The sequence below is a fragment of the Burkholderia sp. PU8-34 genome, from assembly GCF_053427725.1.
Window position 1 is genome coordinate 1 of the sequence record NZ_JBSAXC010000030.1, and the last position, 18,399, is coordinate 18,399.

The 18,399-nt window shown below is 68.2% G+C and carries 18 protein-coding genes; 11 read left to right on the top strand and 7 right to left on the bottom strand.

All coding sequences use genetic code 11. The annotated features are described in order from the left end of the window. From ACV22Z_RS34670 to ACV22Z_RS34690, 5 genes are all read left to right on the top strand, one after another. Window positions 1-505 (top strand): discoidin domain-containing protein (locus ACV22Z_RS34670; RefSeq protein WP_448080760.1); only part of this gene is annotated, 505 nt, incomplete at its 5' end. 463 nt (window positions 506-968) lie between these two features. Beyond that, a complete protein-coding gene (locus tag ACV22Z_RS34675) occupies window positions 969-1,508 on the top strand; it encodes a carboxymuconolactone decarboxylase family protein (RefSeq protein WP_448080761.1) in 540 nt (179 codons plus the stop codon). A 210-nt stretch (window positions 1,509-1,718) separates the two neighbouring features. Next, the gene (locus ACV22Z_RS34680) at window positions 1,719-2,387 is read left to right on the top strand and encodes a peroxiredoxin-like family protein (RefSeq protein ID WP_448080762.1); all 669 of its coding nucleotides are present in this window, start codon (window positions 1,719-1,721) and stop codon (window positions 2,385-2,387) included. A 67-nt stretch (window positions 2,388-2,454) separates the two neighbouring features. Beyond that, on the top strand, window positions 2,455-3,171 hold the full coding sequence (locus tag ACV22Z_RS34685; RefSeq protein WP_448080763.1) for an SDR family oxidoreductase: 717 nt from the start codon (window positions 2,455-2,457) through the stop codon (window positions 3,169-3,171). Between the two features lie 35 nt (window positions 3,172-3,206). Continuing rightward, complete coding sequence (locus ACV22Z_RS34690) at window positions 3,207-3,956, top strand: SDR family NAD(P)-dependent oxidoreductase (RefSeq protein WP_448080764.1); 750 nt, start codon at window positions 3,207-3,209, stop codon at window positions 3,954-3,956. Window positions 3,957-4,082: 126 nt separating this feature from the next. Here the strand turns inward: ACV22Z_RS34690 and ACV22Z_RS34695 are convergent, their stop codons facing one another. Continuing rightward, the gene (locus tag ACV22Z_RS34695; protein WP_448080765.1) at window positions 4,083-5,063 is read right to left on the bottom strand and encodes a cupin domain-containing protein; all 981 of its coding nucleotides are present in this window, start codon (window positions 5,061-5,063) and stop codon (window positions 4,083-4,085) included. Between the two features lie 275 nt (window positions 5,064-5,338). Between ACV22Z_RS34695 and ACV22Z_RS34700 the strand changes: the two genes are divergently transcribed. The 6 genes from ACV22Z_RS34700 to ACV22Z_RS34725 all read left to right on the top strand — a co-directional run bounded on the left by ACV22Z_RS34700 (window position 5,339) and on the right by ACV22Z_RS34725 (window position 12,913). Then, window positions 5,339-6,457 (top strand): alkene reductase, encoded by a 1,119-nt coding sequence (locus ACV22Z_RS34700; protein WP_448080766.1) that lies wholly within the window; start codon window positions 5,339-5,341, stop codon window positions 6,455-6,457. A 208-nt stretch (window positions 6,458-6,665) separates the two neighbouring features. Next, entirely contained in the window at window positions 6,666-7,430 is a 765-nt protein-coding gene (locus tag ACV22Z_RS34705) for a 2-keto-4-pentenoate hydratase (protein WP_448080767.1), read from the top strand. Between the two features lie 251 nt (window positions 7,431-7,681). Next, a complete protein-coding gene (locus tag ACV22Z_RS34710; protein WP_448080768.1) occupies window positions 7,682-7,867 on the top strand; it encodes a hypothetical protein in 186 nt (61 codons plus the stop codon). A 42-nt stretch (window positions 7,868-7,909) separates the two neighbouring features. After that, on the top strand, window positions 7,910-10,024 hold the full coding sequence (locus tag ACV22Z_RS34715) for a phosphocholine-specific phospholipase C (RefSeq protein ID WP_448080769.1): 2,115 nt from the start codon (window positions 7,910-7,912) through the stop codon (window positions 10,022-10,024). A 296-nt stretch (window positions 10,025-10,320) separates the two neighbouring features. After that, a complete protein-coding gene (mdtD, locus tag ACV22Z_RS34720) occupies window positions 10,321-11,709 on the top strand; it encodes a multidrug transporter subunit MdtD (protein ID WP_448080770.1) in 1,389 nt (462 codons plus the stop codon). Window positions 11,710-11,719: 10 nt separating this feature from the next. Continuing rightward, window positions 11,720-12,913: a tyrosine-type recombinase/integrase gene (locus tag ACV22Z_RS34725; RefSeq protein WP_448080771.1), complete on the top strand. Its 1,194-nt coding sequence runs from the start codon at window positions 11,720-11,722 to the stop codon at window positions 12,911-12,913. 65 nt (window positions 12,914-12,978) lie between these two features. Here the strand turns inward: ACV22Z_RS34725 and ACV22Z_RS34730 are convergent, their stop codons facing one another. The 6 genes from ACV22Z_RS34730 to ACV22Z_RS34755 form a co-directional block, all read right to left on the bottom strand. Beyond that, window positions 12,979-13,776 (bottom strand): c-type cytochrome, encoded by a 798-nt coding sequence (locus tag ACV22Z_RS34730; RefSeq protein WP_448080772.1) that lies wholly within the window; start codon window positions 13,774-13,776, stop codon window positions 12,979-12,981. Then, on the bottom strand, window positions 13,773-15,398 hold the full coding sequence (locus ACV22Z_RS34735) for a b(o/a)3-type cytochrome-c oxidase subunit 1 (RefSeq protein ID WP_448080773.1): 1,626 nt from the start codon (window positions 15,396-15,398) through the stop codon (window positions 13,773-13,775). Before ACV22Z_RS34735 ends, ACV22Z_RS34730 begins: the two co-directional genes overlap by 4 nt. Next, entirely contained in the window at window positions 15,388-15,957 is a 570-nt protein-coding gene (locus ACV22Z_RS34740; protein WP_448080774.1) for a cytochrome C oxidase subunit II, read from the bottom strand. The genes ACV22Z_RS34735 and ACV22Z_RS34740 overlap by 11 nt, the downstream gene beginning before the upstream one ends. Before the next feature lie 11 nt (window positions 15,958-15,968). Next, window positions 15,969-16,148: a hypothetical protein gene (locus tag ACV22Z_RS34745; protein WP_448080775.1), complete on the bottom strand. Its 180-nt coding sequence runs from the start codon at window positions 16,146-16,148 to the stop codon at window positions 15,969-15,971. Between the two features lie 10 nt (window positions 16,149-16,158). Further along, window positions 16,159-17,418, bottom strand: a complete 1,260-nt coding sequence (locus tag ACV22Z_RS34750) for a c-type cytochrome (protein WP_448080794.1) — start codon at window positions 17,416-17,418, stop codon at window positions 16,159-16,161. Window positions 17,419-17,479: 61 nt separating this feature from the next. Further along, window positions 17,480-18,091: a c-type cytochrome gene (locus tag ACV22Z_RS34755; protein WP_448080795.1), complete on the bottom strand. Its 612-nt coding sequence runs from the start codon at window positions 18,089-18,091 to the stop codon at window positions 17,480-17,482. Window positions 18,092-18,399 lie beyond the last annotated feature (308 nt).

The window sequence follows — 18,399 nt, forward strand, 5'->3', positions numbered from 1 at the left end:
GACGACCGGCCAGCGCTGGAGCCTGTCGCAGTTCGGCGTGAACGCCGACACGACGAAGGCCAAGCTCGGGTCGAGCTACTACGGCGGCCCGGCTGCGAACCAGATCACGCTGCTGTCGCAAGGGCACCCCGCTGCCGCATCGGCCAGCTACAACGCGTCGATGACGCCCGACAAGGCGTTCGACGGCAATACCGCCAGCACGCGCTGGGACTCGCCGGAAGGCACCGGCGTCGATCCGCAATGGATCTCAGTGGATCTCGGCGCGGTGAAGAACATCGATCACGTGGATCTTTACTGGGACGCCGGCGCGCTCGTCTATCAGATCCAGACGTCGAACGACAACGTGAACTGGACGACGATCTATTCGACCAGCAACGGTGGCTCATACACCCACGTCACGCTGCCGAATCTCAACGGCCGTGGCCGCTATGTCCGGATGTACGGCACCAAGCGCGCGACGCAGTGGGGCTACTCGCTCTACGAAATGCAGGTGTGGGGCTCGTAAGCAGCTGATCCAACATCGTCTTCACGCACGCCGGCGCAATTCGCGCCGGCGGCGTCACGCCCGCGGGCACCCTGCCTGCTTCCTGCAGGCCAGTGCAATCTGCCCGACGAGCGAGGCGCACGGCATGTCGACCGCGCATAGACTTCCGCAGCTTCCGGGCGCGCATTGCCTTTCAGGATTTCCACCATCAGCGTCGCGTAATCGGACAGCATGACGCCGGCCTGCGCCATGCGCAGCAGACCGGCCTGCCTCTCCGGTCAACCTCGCGTGCCACAGCGCGAACGCTTCGATGCGGGAACGCGCCCGCCGCCTGCTCCTGACTATCGGGGTCGAACGGCTCAACTCGAGATGATCCTTTCGGGCACGAAGTTGAGCCTGTCCGGGCTTATCGGGATCACGTCATGCACCTAAAGTGGAGTCACCCGATTCCCCGGGCATCGACTACCCACCCAGGAGCCAGACCATGAGCCGCATCGAAATCCCCGCCATCGAAACCGCCACGGGCGCCACCGCCGACGTCTATGCGCAGGTCCGCAAGATCGCCGGCGGCGCCGTTCCCAATCTGTTCGCCACTGTCGGCCATCTCGCGCCACGTGCGCTGTCGGCCGTGCTCAATGCCGAAGGCGCGCTCGCCGGCGGCTCGCTGAGCAAGCAGGATCTCGAGACGATCAAGCTGCTGGTCAGCACCGATACAGGGTGTGACTATTGTGTCGCCGCGCACCACATGCTCGGCAAGATGGTTGGCCTGTCCGCCGACGCGCTGCACGCGATCCGCGCCGGACAGCCGACCGGCGACGCGAAGCGCGACGCGCTGATCCGCTTCGTGCTGAACCTGCAGCGCACGAGCGGCACGATCACCGACGCGGAGTTCGCCGCGATCCGCGCCGCCGGCTATACCGACGCTCAGCTCGCGGAAATCTCGCTGGCGATCGCGCTGACGATCTTCACCAATACGTTCAACCGCATCAACGATACGACCGTCGATTTTCCGCCGGTGAAGTAAGCGACATGCGCCGCCGGCGCCTGCATCGGGCGTCGATGGCGCGCCTGCGCGCCGTCGCGTGGCACAGGCGCGCCATGCCTGCGAGGAATGGAAGCTATTCGCCGCTGCCGGCTACCGGCACGACGCGGGTTTCCGGAAGATGGATTCCACGACGAGCCGATCGCTCGCCGGCCGGAAACACCGGCTTCCACCTACCAGCGGAGATCCACCATGTCACTCCAGGACAAACTCGACGCCTTCAAGGCCGACTTCAAGGCGGGCAAGCCGCCGTACTACGCGCCGCCCGAAATCCACCCGATCATGGAGCGCGCCACAGCCGAACTCATCGCGAGCGGCCAGGCCGCACGTGCGATCAAGGCCGGCGACCGCGCGCCGACATTCACGCTGAAGGACCAGGAAGGCAACATCGTGTCGTCGGCCGACCTGCTGGCCAAGGGGCCGCTCGTCGTCACGTTCTATCGCGGCGTCTGGTGCCCGTACTGCAACCTCGAACTGCAGGCGCTGAACGAAGCGCTTCCGCAGATCCAGGCGCTCGGCGCGAACGTGGTCGCGATTTCGCCGCAAACCGCCGTCAACAGCCGCAAGTCCGTGCGCACGAACAAGCTGGGCTTTCCGGTGCTGAGCGACGAGCAGGGCGAGACGGGCGCGGCATTCGGCCTGCGCTTCAACCTGCCCGACTATCTGGTCGACCTGTACAAGATGCTGAAGAACGACCTGCCCGCGTTCAACAACGACCCGAGCTGGACGCTGCCGATGCCCGCGCGCTACGTGATCGGCCAGGACGGCATCGTGCTGTACTCCGAAGTAAATCCCGACTACACGCATCGTCCCGATCCGTCGGAAATGTTCCCCGTCCTCGAAAAGGCCGTCAACGTCTGACCGGTGGCCACGGCCGTGCCGCATCCGGCGGTGCGGCCGTTCGCTCCCGGTCCCTCCGGAGTCTTCCATGACCGCACGCACCTTCCTGATCACCGGCGCGACCAAAGGCATCGGACGCGCCCTCTCCGAGCGCCTCGTGCGCACCGGCCATCGCGTCATCGGCGTCGCTCGCGACGGCGCGGATTTTCCCGGCGAACTCGTTCGCGTCGATCTCGCCGACAGCCGGGCGACCGAGGCCGCGCTGAAAGACCTCGCCGGACGCCATGCGATCGACGGCGTCGTCAACAACGTCGGCCTCGTGCGCCCCCAGTATCTCGGCGACGTCACGCTCGGCGATCTCGACGACGTGTTCGCACTGAACCTGCACCCGGCCCTGCAGACCGTGCAGGCGCTGCTGCCCGGCATGCGCGAGCGCCGCTGGGGGCGCGTCGTCAACATCTCGAGCCTCACCGTGCTCGGCATCGTGCAGCGCACCGCGTATGCAGCGGCCAAGGCCGCGCTCGTGAGTTTCTCGCGATCGTGGGCGCTCGAGCTCGCGAGCACGGGCATCACGGTCAATGCGGTTGCGCCGGGCCCCACGGAAACCGAACTGTTCCGGGCCAACAATGCACCGGGGAGCGTTGGCGAGCAGCGCTATCTGTCCGCGGTGCCGATGGGACGCTTCGGCCAGCCCGACGAAATCGCGGCTGCGATCGCGTTCCTGCTGTCGGACGACGCAGGCTTCATCACCGGACAGACGCTCTATGTCGACGGTGGTGCGTCGATCGGCAAGGCACCGTTCTGATCTTCGTTCACCCACTCACCTTCAGGGTCATCATCATGAACAGATTGCTCGACAAGACCGTGGTCATCACCGGCGGAAACAGCGGCATCGGTCTCGCCACCGCGAAGCGCTTCGTCGACGAAGGTGCACATGTCTTCATCGTCGGCCGGCGTCAGGCCGAACTCGACCAGGCAGCAGCGGCCATCGGTCGCAACGTGACGGCCGTCAGCGCAGACGTCACGCGGCTCGACGATCTCGACCGCCTGTATGCGATCGTCCGCGACACGCGCGGGCAGATCGACGTGCTGTTCGCCAATGCGGGGGCGGTCGAACACAAGACGCTCGACGAGATCACGCCCGAGCACTACGACAGGACGTTCGATGTCAATGTGCGCGGCCTGATCTTCACCGTGCAGAAAGCGCTGCCGCTGCTGCGCGACGGCAGCAGCGTCATTCTGACGAGTTCGGTCGCGGGCGTGATGGGCCTTGCCGCGCACGACACGTACAGCGCGGCCAAGGCCGCGGTCCGCTCGCTCGCCCGGACCTGGACCGTCGAACTCAAGGGGCGCGGGATCCGCGTGAATGCGATCAGCCCCGGCGCGATCGATACGCCGATCATCGACAGCCAGGTGAAGACGGCTGCGGAAGCGGACGCGCTCCGCGCAAAGTTCGCGGCCGCCACACCGCTCGGCCGGGTCGGACGGCCGGAGGAACTGGCCGCCGCCGCGCTCTTTCTCGCGTCGGAGGACAGCAGCTACGTGGCAGGCATCGAACTGTTCGTCGACGGCGGGCTCGCGCAGGTGTGAGCGCCGCAAGCCTGCTGCGGCCGGACGGACGGCGGCGTCACGCTCCGCTCAACCGTCCGGCTCGACCGCATCCGCTCCAGCATCGAACGCCGGCGGCCTGCTGCGGACGGCGGCGCCACGCTCCGCTCAATCGTCCGGCTCGACCGCATCCGGTGCGGCATCGAACGCCTGACGCCGCCAGTCGCCCGGCGTCATCCCCATCCAGCGCGTGAAGACCCGCCGAAACGCGGACACCGACTGATAGCCGACCGTGCTCGCGACGGTCTCCGCCGTCGCCGCCGGCCGCCTCAGCTCATTCGCGGCCACACTCATCCGGATGTCCGTCAGCAGGTCGATGGCCGAGCGCCCGAGCTTCGTCTGGAAGTGACGCATGAACGTCGCGCGCGACATGCTGCACATGTCGGCGAGTTCGGGCAGCGTCCACGGCTTCGCGGGATCGTCGAGCATCGCGGCAATCGCCGGCGCGAGCCGCGGATGGCCCGCCAGCGCCAGCAGGCCGGTCGGGGCCGGGCCGGATTCGCTGGCCGCCCGCAAGGTCAGCGCGAACAGTGCCGACGACAATGCGTTCAGGATCGCCAGCCCGCCAAGATTCGGCTCCACCGATTCCGCGCGCATCAGTTCCACCAGCGCAGTCAAGCGCGACGACGCGGCCAACCCGTGCGCCGGGTCGCGCCCGTCTGCCGCCCGCACGACCAGCGTGGACGGCAGATGGCGCCGTATCAGCCGGTCATGCGGCGGCGCAACGAAGAAACGTCCGCACAACATGTCCAGCCGCTCGCCCGTCCCGGCGTTCTCGCCGACGAACACGTGGCCGGCCGGACGCTTGACGGCCGGCACCGGCGGCAGGCCGCTGCCGTCGTGCAGCACGTGCGCCGAGCCGTGCGGCAGCAGCGCGATGTCTCCGCTACCCAGCTCGCGAACCGCTCCGTCGTCGGGGTCTTCAAGAAGCGCGCGGCCACGCAGCACGACGTGATACGGAATCTCGCGCGCCGGCGACTGCTCGTACGCAATCGCCCACGGCGCGCCGAACGCGCAGCGGATTTCGAGCATTCCCGTGACCGTCACGAGGGACATGAAGCGGCTGAGCCAGTCGGATTGGAGGGTCATGATCGGTGAGCGAATCGGATCGGGCGTCCGGCTCGCGCATGCCGCGAAACCGGTGCGATCCCGATTATCGCGCGCGAACGATGGCGGCAACGGCCGTACCCGATCCTGCCGCAATACGACGACGGCCATGGGCATCGGGATCCGGCTCCTGCGCCTGCCGCGCAAGCCCCGCCATTCCGTGCAGGAATGGCTTTTATTGCGCCGGCGCGTCTTCTGGAGACGGGGGTTTGCGGCGACCATGATCCCAACCAGTCACCCGCTCCGAGGAGGGCATCATGAGCAAGCTGTTCAATCCGACCAACATCGGTCCCTACGCCATCCAGCACCGTGTCGTGCTGGCCCCGCTGACCCGCATGCGCACCGCACCGGGCAACGTGCCGGGCGACCTGATGGTCGAGTACTACACGCAACGTGCAACCGAAGGCGGTCTGCTCATCACGGACGCGACGGCCATCTCGCCGCTCGCGATCGCGTATGTCGACGCACCGGGAATCTATACCGATGCGCAGGTCGACGGCTGGAAGCGTGTCGTCGATGCGGTTCACGCGAAGGGCGCGCGCATCTTCCTGCAGCTCTGGCATGCGGGCCGCCAGGCGCATCCGGCGAATACGGGCGGCGTCACGCCGGTCGCGCCGTCCGCGCGGCGCTCGCTCGAATATGCGGCCATTCGCGACGAGAGCGGCGCGATCGCCGAGGCCGAGCTCGTCGAGCCGCGTGCGCTCGAACTCCACGAAATCCCGGGCATCGTCGAGCAGTTCCGCCACGGTGCGCGGCTCGCGAAGGAAGCCGGGTTCGACGGCGTCGAACTGCATGCAGCGAACGGCTATCTGCTCGATCAGTTCCTGCTCGACGGGTCGAACGATCGAACCGACGCGTACGGTGGATCGCTCGAGAACCGCGCGCGCTTCCTGTTCGAAGTGGTCGACGCGGTGGTGTCCGTCTGGGGGCCCGGCCGTGTGGCGGTGCGCCTGTCGCCGAGCGGTTCGTACGGCACGATGTCCGACAGCGATCCGCATGCGACCTTCGGGTATGTCGCGCAGCGCCTGAACGACTACGATCTCGCGTACCTGCACGTGATCGAGCCGCGAATTCGCGGCAACGAGGAGAACACGGATACGAGCGAACACGACGTGTCGGCGAAGGACCTGCGCAAACGCTTCAACGGCACCATCGTCGCCGCCGGCGGTTTCACGCGCGACAACGCGGAGCAGATCCTCGTGGACGGTCACGCCGATCTGGTCGCGTTCGGCCGCCTGTTCATCTCGAACCCCGATCTGCCGGAACGGCTGCGAACCGGCGCACCGCTGACGCGCTACGACCGCACGACGTTCTACGGCGGGGACGGACGCGGCTACATCGACTATCCGGTCCATCGGGAATCGACCGCCGCTTAACGCCGTTCCGGCGCGTGACGACCGAGGGAAGCGCGGCAGGTCCTGCCGCGCTTCCCGCTTGCCGAGGCCGCGAATTCGTTCGGCGACACCCGCCCGGCCCTGACTGGCTCCTGACTGGCTCAATACGCGACGAAGGCGCTATCATCGATCCCGTTGCCTTCCTTCGCGAACGCGCCCGCAGCCCTGCCTTTCATTCCCCAAACACGCCATGACCCACACCCCCGAACGCGTGGATGCCGCCGCGCGCCATCTGATCGCGGCCCGTCGCGCCGGCGTTGCCGGCCCGCTGCTGCCCGATGACTGCCGCCCCGACGATATCGACACGGCGCTCGCGATCCAGCGCCGCGTCGTCGACTTGCTCGGCGAGCCGGTCGGCGGCTGGAAATGCGCGCTGCCGCCGGCCGGACGCGTCGTCGTCGCGCCGATCTTCGCGCCGACGATCCACGCGGCAGGCGGCACGATGCGCGTCGTCGCCGATGCGCCGACGCTGCGGATCGAACCGGAGATCGCGTTCGTGCTCGACCGCGACCTGCCGCCGCGCGAGCGCCCGTATGACGAGGACGACGTGCGCGGCGCGATTCGCGAAGTGCACATCGTGCTCGAGGTGCTCGGCTGCCGCTACGCGGATCCGTCGCGCGCGAGCGTGCCGGAATTGCTCGCGGACGGGCAGTTCAACCAGGGGCTGTGCGTCGGGCCGGTGGTGGCCGACGGCCTGGATGCGACGCTCGACACGATCGCGCTCGAGTTCCAGGGGGGCCTCGCCCGTTCGATCGAAGGCCGCCATCCGGACGGGCATCCGTTCAAGCCGCTGGTATGGCTCGTCAATTTCCTCGCCGCGCGCGGCGAAGCCGTTCGGGCCGGCCAGATCGTGACGACCGGATCGTATGCGGGTGCAATCGACGTACCGCTCGATCAGGCATTGACCGTGCGATTCGGCGCGCTTGGCAGCCTCTCGGTCACGTTCGTCGCCTGATTCGGATTTCTGACGATCGCGCCCGCCACGATCGTCGCAAGGCCGGCACGGACACGTCGCGCCTGCTCCGGCCGGCCTGCCGCCGCAACGTCCGCGCGCCTGCATGCCGGCGCCGCCTCGCCTCGCCTCGCACGATCGCCGTGCGCATCGCGACATCGACATGTAACAAGCCGAAACTAAATTCTCCGCGGCGGTTCGATGCCGCCCGCGCGGCCCCCTGTCCGCGTCGCCCCTTTCCACGGAGAAACGCTATGCGAACGCCGGACCTGCGGCCCGTCGCACTCGCCGGAGTGCTCGCGCTGACCGCGCTGCTCGGCGCGTGCGGCGACGACCTGACGTCGGACACCCCGCCGCAACCGAAGGCCATGTGCGGCGGCGGCACCGTCGCCAACGCGCAGATGCGCTGCCCGCCGGGTTTCACGCCGCCCGCGCACTGATCCCGGCAGCCCCAACCCGAACTCACATTCAGCGCTACTCACATGGTCACCCACTCGCGACGCGATTTTCTGAAATTCTCGGCCGGCCTCGCCGGCGCGACAGCGGCCACGGCCCTGTTTCCCGAATCGATCCGCAGGGCGCTCGCGATCGAGCCGAATGCCGTCACCGGCACGATCCAGGACGTGCAGCACATCGTCGTGTTCATGCAGGAAAACCGGTCGTTCGATCACTACCTCGGGCATCTGAGCGGCGTGCGCGGCTATAACGACCGCTTCCCCGTCACGCTGCCGAACGGCAAGCCGGTGTGGTTCCAGCCGCGCCAGGAAGACGCGACGAAAGTGATCGCGCCGTTCCGCTACGACACGACGAATCCGTCGGTCAACGCGCAGTGCATCGGCGGCCTGCCGCACACGTGGGCGACGACGCACGGCGCGATCGACAACGGCCGCGCGGACCAATGGGCCGCGCAGAAGACCAACATGACGATGGGCTACCACGTCCGCGACGACATTCCGTTCCATTACGCACTCGCGGATGCATTCACGGTGTGCGACAACTACTTCTGCTCGATTCCGGGCAACACGCACCCGAACCGGATGTACCTGATGACGGGCATGGTCGATCCGCTCGGCACGGGCGGCGGCCCGCTCCTCGACAACACCGACTACATCGACAACCAGTTCGACAAGATCAAGCTGCCGCCCTTCAGCTGGACCACGTATCCGGAGCGGCTCGAAAAGGCCGGCATCTCGTGGCAGATCTACCAGCAGGGCACCGGCTTCGACAACTTCAACGGCAACTACGGCACGAACATGCTGGCCTGCTTCCAGAATTTCGTGAACGCGCCGGCCGGTTCGTCGCTGCAGGCACGCGGGATGAGCACGCGCACGCTCGCGCAGCTGAAGGCCGACGTGCAAGCGAACGCGCTGCCGCAGGTGTCGTGGCTGCTGCCGCCCGCCGCGTATTCTGAGCACCCGAAATTCACGCCGCTCTACGGCGCGTACTACCTGTCGACGATCCTCGACGCGCTGACGTCGAATCCCGACGTGTGGAGCAAGACCGTGCTGTTCGTCATGTACGACGAGAACGACGGCTTCTTCGACCACGTGGTGCCGCCGCAGGCGCCGACGCTGCCGGGTTCCGGCATGAGCACGGTCGACGTGTCGCTCGAGCGTCACAACGTCGTGACCGCGACGCAGGCCGGCACGTATACCGCCGACAACCTGCCGTACGGTCTCGGGCCGCGCGTACCGATGTTCGTCGTGTCGCCGTGGTCGAAAGGCGGCTTCGCGTGCTCGCAGGTCTTCGATCACACGTCGGTGCTGCAATTCATCGAGAAGCGTTTTGGCGTGGTCGAGACCAACCTGTCGCCGTGGCGTCGCGCGATCTGCGGCGACCTGACGTCGGCGTTCGACTTCTCGAAGCCGGACCCGGCCGTGCCGGCGCTGCCCAGCACGCAGACGTACGTCGCGCAGGCGGACATGCAATGCTCGCGCGCAACGTCGCTCACCGCGCCCGCGAGCACCGCGCAGCAGGTCGTGACGGCGCAGGAGCCCGGCACCCGGCCCGCGCGCCCGCTGCCGTACGAGCTGCACGTCACGGGCCAGCTTCAGGCACAAGGCTACGCGCTGACGTTCGCGAACACCGGCACGCAAGGCGCGCATTTCTGGGCGTACACGGGCGACCCGACCGCGATGCCGCGCCGCTACACCGTCGAAGCCGGCAAGCAGCTGACCGATACATGGGCGCTCGACGCGAACGGCCAATACCTGGTGAGCGTCTGGGGCCCGAACGGTTATTTCCGGCGCTTTGCGGGCTCGGCAGCCGCAGACGCCGGCGCCAGGCCTGACATCACCGCGTGCTACGACGTCGCGAACGGCAACGTCTACGTGACGATCTCCAACGCGAGCGCGAGCCCGCTGACGGTGACGGCGACCGACGTCGCGTACGGCCAGCCCGCGCGCACGCTGACGGTTCCGCCCGGCCAGAGCATCGAGGCACACTGGGACCTGTCGTGCAGCAGCCAGTGGTATGACCTGCAGTTCGCGGTCGCCGGCAACGCGCAGTGGGTGCGCCGCATCGCGGGGCACGTCGAGACCGGCAAGCCGGGCATCACGGACCCGGCCGCGATTGCGCCGGTGACCGTGGCGATCTAGCGGCGCGCGAATCGCCGCCGCTGCCGAAAGCCGTACGATGCGTTGAGCCCGTGCGGCTTTCGGCGTTCTTGCGGCCACGGCACGCCGGACAGCGCGACGGGCGCGATGCCGTCCGATGCGCCGAGGGCTTCCCGACAGGCGCTGGAATCGTTACCATCGGGCACTGCAGATTCATTCGGGCCGGCCGATGCCGTCGGTGCCGCCGACGCGTCAGCCGCGGCCCGCGCGCGCCGGCCGCGATGCCGCGTTTGGCGCGACGCATTCGGCCGGCCCGCCGCGCTTCCCCGTACCTCGTCATGCCCCGTAACTCCTCACACACCGCGCTGCTGTGGATCGTCGCCTCGGCGTTCTTCATGCAGGCGCTCGATACGACGATCGTCAATACCGCGCTGCCTTCGATCGCACAGAGCCTGCACACGTCGCCGCTCGCGATGCAGCCCGTGGTCGTTGCCTACACGCTGACGATGGCGATGCTCACCCCCGCGTCCGGCTGGCTCGCCGACCGCTTCGGCACGCGCCGCGTGTTCTCCACCGCGATCGTGCTGTTCGTGCTCGGCTCGATCTGCTGCGCGGCCGCGCATTCGCTCGACCAGCTGGTCGCCGCGCGCGCGCTGCAGGGCGTCGGCGGCTCGATGCTGTTGCCGATCGGCCGGCTCGCGGTGCTGCGCCGCGTGCCGGGCGAACAGTACGTGTCGGCGCTCGCGTTCGTGTCGATCGCAGCGCAGATCGGCCCGATCGTCGGGCCGACGATGGGCGGCTGGCTTACGCAGGCCGTGTCGTGGCACTGGGTGTTTCTCGTCAACGTGCCCGTCGGCGCGATCGGCTTCGTCGCCGTGCAGCGCTATCTCGAGCACGATCATGCGACGCAGCCGCCGCCGTTCGACTTCGTCGGCTGCGTGCTGCTGTCGGTCGCGATGATCGCGCTGTCGCTCGCGATCGATCCGCCGATGAGCGCGCATCGCGGCGGCTGGTCGGCGGGCCTCGCGGCGCTCGGCGTCGCCAGCGCGCTCGCGTACCTGCCGCACGCCCGCGCACGCACCCGGCCGCTGTTCCGGCTCGGGCTGTTCCGCGAGCCGAACTTCGGCGCCGGGCTGCTGGGCAACCTGCTGTGCCGGATCGGCACGAGCGCGGTGCCGTTCATGCTGCCGCTGCTGATGCAGGTGCAGCTCGGCTATACGCCGCTGCGCTCCGGGCTGATGCTGCTGCCGGCCGCGATCGCGGGCGTGTGCTCGAAGCGCCAGATCGCGCCGCTCGTGAAGCGCTTCGGCTATCCGTCGTTTCTCGTCGTCAACACGGCGATCATCGGCGTGACCATTGCAGGGTTCGCGCTCGTGTCCGTGCAGCCCGCGCCACTGCTGGAAGGCGCGCTGCTCGTCGTGTTCGGCGCGGCCAACTCGATGCAGTTCGCGGCGATGAACAGCGTGACGCTGAAGGACCTGTCGCACGCCGACGCCGCAAGCGGCAACAGCCTGTTCACGATGATGCAGATGCTCGCGATGGGCCTCGGCGTGTCGATCGGCGGCGGGCTCGTGAACCTGTTCTCGGCGCACACGGGCTCGGCATCGCGCGGCTTCATGTTCGCGTTCGTGTGCGTCGGCGTCGTCACGCTGTTGTCCGCGTTCGTGTTCCGCCGGCTCGACGTGCGCGAACCGCAGCAAGCGGCCGCGTCGGGGCACGCGCGGTAATCCCATTCGCATGACCTCGCCCGTTCCGACCGACTCCGCGCTGCGCCCGCTTCCGATCGACGCGCTGACCGTGCCCGCCGCGCTCGACGGCCGCGCCGGCACCAATCGCTCGCGCGGCGGCCACCCGCAGATCGCGGCTGCGAACGACCTCGACGCCGTGCGCGCGTGGCTCGCGCGCTTCGTCGATACGCCGACCACGTTCCAGAACTACCGGAAGGAAGCCGAACGCCTGCTGCTGTGGGCCGTGATCGCGTGCGGCAAGCCGCTGTCGTCGCTGACGCACGAGGACCTGATCGCCTACCACCAATTCCTGCTCGCGCCCGCGCCGGCCGACGTGTGGTGCGCGAACGGCGGGCGCAAGCATCCGCGCGGCGACCCGCGCTGGCGGCCGTTCTACGGGCCGCTGTCGGCGGCCAGCCAGCGGCAGGCGCTGGTGATTCTGAACGTGATGTTCTCATGGCTCGTGCAGGCCGGGTATCTCGCCGGCAATCCGTTGTCGCTGTCGCGGCAGCGGATGCGCAAGCCCGCGCCGCGCGTCACGCGCCATCTCGGGCCCGCGCTGTGGCAGTCGGTCAAGGACGCGATCGACGCGATGCCGCGCGACGATGCGCGGGCGCGCTTTCACTACGATCGCGCACGCTGGGTCTTCACGCTGCTGTATCTCGGCGGGCTGCGGATCACCGAAGCGGCCGACACCACGATGGGACAGTTCTTCTGCCGGCGCGACGCCGAAGGGCGCGACCGCTGGTGGCTCGACGTGACCGGCAAGGGCGGCCGGCAGCGGCTCGTGCCGGCCACCGACGAGATGATGGCCGAGTTGTCGCGCTACCGGCGCGCGCACCAATTGCCCGCGCTGCCGAGCGCCGGCGAAGACACGCCACTCGTGCTGCCGGTCGGGCACGCGCGCAAGCCGCTCACGCGCGCGGCGCTGCACACGATCGTGAAGAACGTATTCGGGCAGGCGGCCGACCGGATGCGCGCGCAGGGCGACACGGGCGAGCAACAGGCGCGCGTGCTCGAACAGGCGTCCGCGCACTGGCTGCGGCACAGCGCGGGCTCGCACATGGCCGACGGACAAGTCGACCTGCGCATCGTGCGCGACAACCTCGGCCACATGTCGCTGACCACGACGAGCCAGTACCTGCACACGGACGACGATCTGCGGCATCGCGAGACCGAGGAGAAGCACCGGATCGGGTGGTGAGCGGCGCACGGCCTGTGCCTGGCCGTCCGCGCCGGCGATGGACCGCATCGACCCGACACGTGCCGTCAGCGCGTTGCCCCCGCGTACCAGTTCGCCGCCGCCGCGATTTCGTCCGGCGTCATGTTGCGCGCGATGTTGCGCATCTGTTCGGACGTGTCGTTACGGCGTGCGCCGCTCGCGAAATCGAGCAACTGCGCTTTCGTATAAGCGGCCGGCAGGCCGCCGAGCCACGGACTGCCCGTCTGGTGATCGATCCCGCCATGGCAGGCGGCACAAGCGGCAATGTTGCGCATCGGCGCGCCGCGCACGACGATGTCCGGCGCGACCGCATCGCCCGCACGCTGCGGCGCCGGGCGCGGCAACGACGCGTAATACGCGGCCAGGTCGCGCATGTCCTGATCGCCGAGCCCGCGCACCATCGGCGACATCACTGCGTTCCGCCGCGCGCCGTTCGCGAAATCCTGCAACTGCTTGTACACGGCGATCGCATACTGGCCGGCCAGGTTCGGCGAGTTCGCATTGCTCATCCCCTTCTCGCCGTGGCACATCGTGCAGCGCAGCGACAGCGTCGCGCCGCGGCCGACCGACAGCCGCGTCGCGTCCGACAGCAACTGCGGCGTCACTTCGACGCGGCTGACAGGATAGGCCGGCATCACCGTGTCGTCCCCGCCGGTGAGCCACTTGCGCGGCACGCCGGCGGCGCTGCAGATCGCGTTCCATACACCCCGGAACTGCGCATCGGGCTGCACCGAGGGCAGCCACACGAACCCGATCACGGCAGAAACCAGCGCGACACCGATTGCCGCGCCGGCACTCACCCGGAACCACGGGTTGCGCAATGAGAACAGGCGTTCGTCGCTCATCGCCGCGCTCCGATCATGATCGCCGGAACCGACGTATCGTCACGCGCAATCAATTGCACGATCGGATAGCCGTAGTTGACGATCGTGAGACCGATCATCAGCGTGAGCCAAAGCGCGAAGCCGTTCAGCGCGACGGGCACCGTCGGCGTCTCGTGCACCGGCGCGCTGAAGCGGTACGCTTCGGGCTCGCTGCGCGGTGCGCGATGCCCCTGGATCAGCACGACGAAGAACAGGACCGCCGACGCCACGAGAATGAGCCCGCCGATCGCCGACATCACGACCCACACCGCCTGCGCCGCGATCGCCGGGTCGGCATAGTCGTAATAGGCCATCCTGCGCGGCATGCCGAGGATGCCGACCCAGTGCCACGGAAACGTCGTGACGATCATGCCGATGAACCACAGCCACAGTTGCCAGCGCATCAGGCGCCAGTTCGTCAGCGCGCGCCCGGTCAGATGCGGCCACAGGTCGTACGCGATCGCGAAATACATCGTGACGATCGCCCCCGCGAAGATCAGGTGGAAATGCCCGGTGATCCACTGCGTGTTGTGGACGGTCGCGTCGAGCTGGTAGCTCATGTTGATGAGGCCGCCCGCGCCGCCGAAGCCGAGCATCACGAACGAGAATGCCAGCGCGAGCATCTGCGGGTTGTCCCACGGCAGCGCCCTGAGCCAGCCGAACGCGCCCTTGCCGCCGCGCAGCCGCGCGGCGATCTCGACCGACGCGCTGATCGTGAACACCGTTAGCAGCGTCGGCACCGCGACCAGCGACGTGAACACTGATTGCAGGAACTTGAAGCCGGCCCCGACCTGCGGATCGACGAACAGGTGATGCAAACCGATCGGCATCGACACGACGAGGAACAGGATGAACGAGATGCGCGCCATCGCGTCGCTGTACAGCCGCCCGCCGATCGCGCGCGGAATGATCGTGTAGTACGCGATATACGCCGGCATCAGCCAGAAGTAGACGATTGCGTGCAGCGTCCACGAGAAGAACACGCGCGCGAGCCCCGCGTCGATGGTCGTGCGCCAGCCGAGCGCCACCGGCAGGATCTGGAAGAGCACCTCGAGCGCCGCGCCCACGGCGGTCCAGCCCCACAGGTACGCACCCGCCACGCTCGCGAACATCGCGAGCGGCACCGTCTCGCCGCGATGGTCGCGCTTCCACGCGGCAAGATTGATCGACATCAGCGCGACCCATATCCACGAGCCGACGACGACCAGCACGACGCCGATGTAGTAGAACGCATTGCCGATCATCGGCGGATAGAACGTATACAGCACCGACGCGCGCCCCATCGCCACCGGCACGCTCGCCGCCACGGCGCCGAGCGCGACCAGCGCGAGCCCGCCCCAGGCCCAGCGCACGCCAACGAGCGGGCGCTTCAGCGCGAGCTCCGTCACCGCGTAGCCGAACCCCATCGCGATCAGCGTCGGAAACACGTAGCCCATCACCGTGCCGTGCTCGGTCACCGATCGATAGTAGAGCTCGGGATCGCGCAGCCACGCATGCAGCGGACTGCGCACGATCATCTGCCACGCGCCGAGCGGCAGCGCGACGCCGAACGTGATGAACGCGAGCCAGAAATGCGCGAGCACGAGGCGTTTGCTATTTAACACAGCTCAGTCTCCGCGAATGGGCGGCCATCTGCTGGAACGCGGCCTTGTCGACGACCTTCACGTGCGCCCACATGCCCTGATGCCCCGTGCCGCAATACTCGTGGCACGGCATCAAGTGATCGGCGGGTTCGGGAAAGCGAGTGCGGAACGTCGCGATGTAGCCGGGCTCCACCATCGAGTTGATGTTCGTGTCCGTCACGAGGAAGCCGTGCACGACATCCGCACTCGTCGCCCGGAACGTGATCGGCGTATCGGCCGGCACCAGCACGCACTGCGGCGTGAACGAATACTGCTGCGCGACGATGCGCACCGTCACCGAGCCGTCCGGCTCGAGCGCGCTGCCGAGATTGCTTTCGACGAATTCGCCCGACACGTGCAGCGATTCCGGCCGGATCGTCTCGACGCGCGACGGCGGCATCATCGCCCAGTGCAGGCCGGTGAAGATGACCACGCAGACGAACACCGCGACGATGCCCAGCATCACGGCCGCCCAGCGCCGCTCGACGCGGGCGGCGACCTCGGCGGAGTCGGGACGGTGCTGAACGGATGAGTTCGTCATGATGACCCGCGTTACTGGATGACGCCGCGCGGCAGGAACACCAGGAAATAGAACGCGAACCAGATCGCGACGACGATCGCCGTCGCGGTGCCCGCCAGCGCGATCGCGCCGCGCGGGCCGTGCCGCACGATCTCGTCGACGCGTTCGGATTCCTGTTCGGAGGCGCCGCCGTGCGAAGCGGGTGTATGCATCATCGTGTCCTCAGAAGATCGGCGCCGAGCGCAGCGCGTTGACTTCCTTCGCGCTCACCGGCTTGCCGTGATTGCCCCACGCGGTGCGGATGAACGTAACGACGGCCGCGACCTCCTCGTCCGACAGCGACTGCGCGAACGGCGGCATCCCATACGGCATCGGATTCTTGCGCGTGCCGGGCGCATAGCCGCCGTTCAGCACCATGCGGATCGGATTGACCGCCGACGTCATCTGGATCGACTGGTTGTTCGCGAGCGGCGGGAAATGCGGCGGCATGCCCTGCCCTTCCTTCGCATGGCACAGCGCGCATTGCGCTTCGTAGATCTTGTGCCCGAGCGGCGCCAGCCGGTTGGTCTCCTCGGTCACGGTCGGCGGCGCCGGCGCGGTGTCGATTTCGCCGGAACGCCCGGGCAGCGATTTCAGGTAGACCGCGACGGCGCGCACGTCGTCCTCGTTCAGATACTGGAAGCTGTCGTAGACGACCTCGGCCATCGGCCCGTAGACCGCGCCGCGATTCGACACTCCCGCGTTCAGCAGGTCGACGATGTCGCCGATGCTCCATTCGCCGAGCCCGGCCTCGCGGTTCGACGTCAGCGACGGCGCATACCACTGCTGCAGCGGAATCAGGCCGCCCTGGAACTCCTTCGACCGCGTATTGCCGCCCAGCGCGTTGATCTCGGTATGGCACATCGTGCAATGGCCGAGCCCTTCGACGAGATAGGCGCCGCGGTTCCATTCGGCCGATTGCGCGGGATCGGGCTTGAACTCGCCCTGGCGGAAGAACAGCGTGCGCCAGCCGAGCAGCAGTTGACGCTGGTTGAACGGGAAGCCCAGCTCGTGCGGCCGGTTCGGCTGATGGATCGGCGGCACCGACAGCAGGTACGCGAAGATCGCGTCGGAATCCGCGCGCGTGACTTTCGTGTACGACGCGAACGGCATCGCGGGATACAGATACGAACCGTCGCGCGACTTGCCTTCGTGCATCGCCTGATAGAAGTCGTCGGCGGTCCAGGCGCCGATGCCCGTCGCCTTGTCCGACGAAATGTTCGACGAATAGAGCGTGCCGAACGGCGTTTCCATCGGCCGGCCGCCGCCGAACAGCTTGCCGGCCGGCACCGTGTGGCACGCGATGCAGTCTCCCGCGCGGGCCAGGTACTCGCCGCGTGCGAGCAATTGCGCGCGGTCGGTCGGCAACGCGGGATTGGCGGGATTGGCAACCTGCGCGACGGTCTGCGGGACGGTCTGCGCGCCGGCGAGCGTGACCGTCATGCCGGCCAGCAGGATCGCGAACGTGTCGAGGAATCGCAGGCGGGTCACGGCGCGTCTCCGGCTAGTTGGACACGCTGCCGCACGCGAGCGGCAATCTCGACCGGTCTTCCGCGGCCGGCGTCGGGTTCGCCGGCGCCGGCTGCGCGGCGAGCCACGCGGCGACCGCGGTGATGTCGCTTTCGGACAGCCGCGTCGCGATGTCGTGCATGCAGTCCGGCGCCGCGGCGCGGCGCGTGCCGTAGCGCCAGGCGCCGAGCTGCGCGCTGATGTACGTCGCGTGCAGCCCGAGCAGCCCGGGGATCGCGGGCGCCATGCCGGTCAGCTCGCGGCCGTGGCACGTCGCGCAGGCAGGCACGCCGCACGCATGATTGCCGTCGGTGACGAGCGCCTGGCCGTGCGCGAGCACCTGCGCATCGACGACGGGCGCCACGGCTGGCGGGAACGGCGGACGCTGCGCAGCGAAATAGTCGGCGATCTGACGCAGGTACGCGTCGGGCAGATACGCAAGCAGGTAGTTCATCGGCGGGTACTTGCGCCCGCCGTCGCGGAACGCGCGCAACTGCCGGTACAGATAGCCGGCGGGCTTGCCGGCAAGCCGCGGGAAGTAGTCGTTGTCGGTGCCCTCGCCGCGCGCGCCGTGGCATGCCGCGCAGCCCAACACGCGCGCCTCCATCGTGTCCGGCGCCGGGGCGGTGGCCGGCCCGGCCGCCCACGCCGGCACACTCCATCGCAGGCAAGGTGCAACCAGTACGGCGATGAGCAGTGCGCTGCGATACGTCACCGGCGTCCTCGTTCGGCTGATCCTGGAGGCAACAATGTCGCGCTGGATGATCATGCGCGTACCCCGCGAGCATGATCGCGCCACCCGTCGTTGTCATCATGCGGCCGGGGACAGATCCGGGGCGCAATGTGTTTAACATTAGGGCGTAATCGAAGGCTTTTCAAGGACAGCGACGCCGACCGGGTCGCAAGCGTGATCGT

Excerpts from the sequence above, each read along its gene's own strand:
- ACV22Z_RS34725 (WP_448080771.1), top strand. The coding sequence starts at position 11,720 with ATGACCTCGCCCGTTCCGACCGACTCCGCGCTGCGCCCGCTTCCGATC.
- mdtD (WP_448080770.1), top strand. The coding sequence starts at position 10,321 with ATGCCCCGTAACTCCTCACACACCGCGCTGCTGTGGATCGTCGCCTCG.
- ACV22Z_RS34715 (WP_448080769.1), top strand. The coding sequence starts at position 7,910 with ATGGTCACCCACTCGCGACGCGATTTTCTGAAATTCTCGGCCGGCCTC.
- ACV22Z_RS34730 (WP_448080772.1), bottom strand. The coding sequence starts at position 13,776 with ATGAGCGACGAACGCCTGTTCTCATTGCGCAACCCGTGGTTCCGGGTG.
- ACV22Z_RS34750 (WP_448080794.1), bottom strand. The coding sequence starts at position 17,418 with ATGACGGTCACGCTCGCCGGCGCGCAGACCGTCCCGCAGACCGTCGCG.
- ACV22Z_RS34740 (WP_448080774.1), bottom strand. The coding sequence starts at position 15,957 with ATGACGAACTCATCCGTTCAGCACCGTCCCGACTCCGCCGAGGTCGCC.
- ACV22Z_RS34755 (WP_448080795.1), bottom strand. The coding sequence starts at position 18,091 with ATGGAGGCGCGCGTGTTGGGCTGCGCGGCATGCCACGGCGCGCGCGGC.
- ACV22Z_RS34745 (WP_448080775.1), bottom strand. The coding sequence starts at position 16,148 with ATGCATACACCCGCTTCGCACGGCGGCGCCTCCGAACAGGAATCCGAA.
- ACV22Z_RS34705 (WP_448080767.1), top strand. The coding sequence starts at position 6,666 with ATGACCCACACCCCCGAACGCGTGGATGCCGCCGCGCGCCATCTGATC.
- ACV22Z_RS34690 (WP_448080764.1), top strand. The coding sequence starts at position 3,207 with ATGAACAGATTGCTCGACAAGACCGTGGTCATCACCGGCGGAAACAGC.
- ACV22Z_RS34680 (WP_448080762.1), top strand. The coding sequence starts at position 1,719 with ATGTCACTCCAGGACAAACTCGACGCCTTCAAGGCCGACTTCAAGGCG.
- ACV22Z_RS34700 (WP_448080766.1), top strand. The coding sequence starts at position 5,339 with ATGAGCAAGCTGTTCAATCCGACCAACATCGGTCCCTACGCCATCCAG.
- ACV22Z_RS34675 (WP_448080761.1), top strand. The coding sequence starts at position 969 with ATGAGCCGCATCGAAATCCCCGCCATCGAAACCGCCACGGGCGCCACC.
- ACV22Z_RS34685 (WP_448080763.1), top strand. The coding sequence starts at position 2,455 with ATGACCGCACGCACCTTCCTGATCACCGGCGCGACCAAAGGCATCGGA.
- ACV22Z_RS34695 (WP_448080765.1), bottom strand. The coding sequence starts at position 5,063 with ATGACCCTCCAATCCGACTGGCTCAGCCGCTTCATGTCCCTCGTGACG.
- ACV22Z_RS34710 (WP_448080768.1), top strand. The coding sequence starts at position 7,682 with ATGCGAACGCCGGACCTGCGGCCCGTCGCACTCGCCGGAGTGCTCGCG.